At 64.3% G+C, this 3,349-nt stretch carries 3 protein-coding genes; 1 reads left to right on the forward strand and 2 read right to left on the reverse strand.

The genetic code is table 11. The annotated features are described in order from the left end of the window. The coding region (locus EN906_RS23020; RefSeq protein WP_245484317.1) for an AMP-binding protein at positions 1-1,134 on the reverse strand (1,134 nt) is incomplete at its 3' end. 310 nt (positions 1,135-1,444) lie between these two features. On the opposite strand from EN906_RS23020, the gene EN906_RS23025 reads away from it, so the two are divergent. Beyond that, positions 1,445-2,275 (forward strand): alpha/beta hydrolase, encoded by an 831-nt coding sequence (locus EN906_RS23025; protein WP_127272193.1) that lies wholly within the window; start codon positions 1,445-1,447, stop codon positions 2,273-2,275. A 48-nt stretch (positions 2,276-2,323) separates the two neighbouring features. On the opposite strand, the gene EN906_RS23030 is transcribed toward EN906_RS23025, so the two are convergent. Continuing rightward, on the reverse strand, positions 2,324-3,349 hold a 1,026-nt coding region (locus EN906_RS23030), incomplete at its 5' end, for a molybdopterin molybdotransferase MoeA (RefSeq protein ID WP_164777297.1).

Consider the following 3,349-nt stretch of genomic DNA (forward strand, 5'->3'; position numbering starts at 1 on the left):
GTCATCGACGACGCGCGCCTCGTAGCCGCCCACCGGCTTTCCGGTCGACGCGGGCTTCATGTCGTCAAAACGGTTGGAGATGAAGATGTGCAGCATCTCGGTGGCTCCGATGCCGTCGAGGATCGGCTTTCCGGTCTTTTGTGTCCACACTTCGAAAACGGGAGCAGGCAAGGTTTCGCCGGCCGAAACGGCGACGCGCAGCGATGACAGGTCCGCTCCTTCATCCATGGCCTTCAGCATGGCGCGGTAGGCAGTCGGCGCGGTGAAAGAGATCGTCGCTTTGTAGGTCTCGATGATGTGGATCATGTTGGGTGGCGTCGCCTGCTCCAGCAGCGTCGCCGCCGCACCGAAGCGCAGCGGGAAGATGGCGAGTCCGCCAAGGCCGAAGGTGAAGGCCAGCGGCGGCGAGCCGACGAAGATGTCGTCCGGCGTCACCTCCAGGATTTCGCGGGCGTAGGCGTCGGCGATGATCAGCAGGTCGCGGTGGAAATGCATCGTCGCCTTCGGAACGCCTGTTGTGCCCGAGGTGAAGCCGAGCAGGGCAACATCGTCGCGGCCGGTGTCGACTGCGGTGAACGTCACCGGCTTGTCGAGAGCGGCACGATCGAGTTCAGCATCATGGTTGGCGGTGCCGTCGAAACCGATGACCTGCTTGAGGAATGCGCTGTCCTTGGCGCAGGCGGTCATCTCGTCCATCAGCCTGGTGTCGCAGAGCGCGACGGTGATTTCCGCTTTGTCGACGATCTTGGCGAGTTCGCCGGCGCGCAGCATCGGCATGGTGTTGACGACCACGGCGCCAACCTTGGTGGCGGCCAGCCAGCAGGCGACCATGGCGGGGTTGTTGGCCGAACGGATCAGCACCCGGTTGCCGGGCTCGACCCCATAATTCTCGACCAGCGCGTGGGCCAGCCTGTTCGTCCAGTCGGACAGTTCCTTGTAGGTGCGGCGGCGGCCATTGCCGATCAGCGCGGTGTGGTCGCCCAGGCCTTTCTCGACCAGCCTGTCGGTCAGTTCGACACCGGCGTTGAGGCGTTCGGGATAGTCGAAGCCGTCGAGCAGGATTTCAGGCCATTGCTCCGGCGGCGGCAGGTGATCGCGCGTGAACGTGTCGATATGCGCTGAAGGCCCAAGCATGTCGCCGCTCTCCTGTCTGCTGGACGGCCAGTGCGCGAGGCGCCTGACCAGTGATCTGAAGGTCCTGCTTTTTTTGAGGAGGCTTCGTGCCGCAAGTCGCGCCTTGCTCGACGCCACCCGAACGGGGTGACCATTTGCAGGCTTCGGGCAGCACAGCAGACCTCCCATTGTCGGCTGTTCGTGCGGGCAGGATCGCACCAGTCGAAATTTGTTTCAAGCCTAAAATGTTTTTGCCCTAGAGCATTGACGCATGGCGTGGCGGTGGCCATTGCTAGCGGAACAGCGATGCCGTTTTTGGGGAAGGGCGCAGATGTTCGAACGTCACATCGTCGATTGGGATGATGCCTATGCCAACGGTGCGAATATCGCCGGCAGCGACCGATGGCCGGCCGCGTGGGTGGAGCCTGCGCAAGCGTTTCGTGACGCACTCTCGGCGCAGGGCCGGGCACGGCTCGACATCACCTATGGCGATGGGCGACGCAATCGGCTCGATCTCTTCCTCCCCAGCGCCACGCCCAAAGGGTTGGTGGTGTTCATCCATGGCGGTTACTGGAAGGCGTTCGACAAGAGTTTCTGGTCGCATCTCGCCAATGGTGCGGTCAGCAGCGGCTTTGCCGTGGCGATGCCGTCCTACACGCTGTGCCCGGACTTACGCATCGCCGGCATCGTCCAGGAGATCGGCGTGGCGATCGGCAAGGCGGCGGCAATGGTCGACGGGCCGCTGATGCTGACCGGACATTCGGCCGGCGGCCATCTTGCCAGCCGGATGGTGACGACAACCACGTCTCTGACGGACGATGTGGCGCGGCGCGTGCGCCATGTCGTTTCGATTTCGGGTGTCCACGATCTGCGTCCGATCATGCGCACCGAGATGAACGCGACTCTGGCCATCGACGAAGATGAGGCGCTGGCTGAAAGCCCGGCGCTGCTGCGGCCCATGGATGGTGCCCGCATCACCTGTTGGGCCGGTGGCGGCGAGCGCGCCGAATTCCTGCGCCAGAATGCGCTGCTTGCCAACATCTGGACCGGCCTCGGCGCCACCACCGGCACCGTGGTCGAGCCTGACCGGCATCATTTCAGCATTGTCGACGGCCTTGCCGATCCGGCGCATCCGCTGACCCGCGCCTTGATATCGGAATAGCGCCGACGTAATTTTCTGTTTGTTATTAATGGTTTGTTCTGCGCTGCTTCAGCGCAGCATCAGTACGCTGCAAGCCTCGCCAGCAGCTGCTGCGGGGGCAAACGGCGCCCGCACGATCAGCCCGTTGGCGTCGGCCAGCATTCTCAGCATCGAGGAATCCTGGATACCGAACGGCGTCGCCACCAGCGCGCCGTCATCTTCCCTGACCACCGCTCGCACATAGTCCTGGCGCAGATCATTGGCCGGCATGGCGGCACCCAACCGTGCCGGACGTATGTCCTGGCGATGATTGCGGCCGCCGAGCCGCGCCAGCAGCGGCTTCAGGAACAACTGCGAGCAGACCAGGCTTGCCACCGGATTGCCGGGCAGGCCGATGCACCTGATATCGCCGAGGCGGCCGAACATCAGCGGCTTGCCAGGACGCATGGCGATCTTCCAGAAGCCGAGCGTCATGCCTTCGCCGGTCAGCACGTCGTGGATCAGGTCGTGATCGCCGACCGCGGCGCCACCAAGCGTCACAATGACATCCGCACCGGCCGCGACCGCTTTTTGCACCAGTTCGGCGATAGCCTCCTTGCGATCGGCGGCAATGCCGAGATCGAGCGCGCGGGCGCCGACCGAGTGTGCGGTGGCGGCGACGCCATAGGCATTCGATGAAATGATCTGGTCCGGGCCGAGATCGCTGCCCGGCGGCAGCAATTCGTCGCCGGTGGCGATAATGGCGACCAGCGGCCGTTTCACCACGCTGACCCGAGGATGGTTGGCCGATGCTGCCAGCGACAGTGCCGCCGGGTCGAGCAAGCGGCCTTTTTCCAGCAGCATGTCGCCTGTTGAAAAATCGAGCCCGATGCGGCGGATATTGCGCCATTGCGCCGTTGGCTCGGTCACTTCGATTTCGCCGCCGCCGAGATCGCGGACATTCTCCTGGATGACGATGGTGTCGGCGCCTTCGGGCAGCGGCGCGCCGGTGAAGATGCGCACGGCCTGCGTCTGGCCGACCGTGCCGTCGAAGCCACGCCCAGCCGGCGCCATGCCGATCACCGACAGCCTGGATGGGACCGACGTGACGTCGGC

Source organism: Mesorhizobium sp. M7A.F.Ca.CA.004.06.1.1, from assembly GCF_003999135.1.
In the GTDB taxonomy this organism is placed as follows: Bacteria; Pseudomonadota; Alphaproteobacteria; order Rhizobiales; family Rhizobiaceae; genus Mesorhizobium.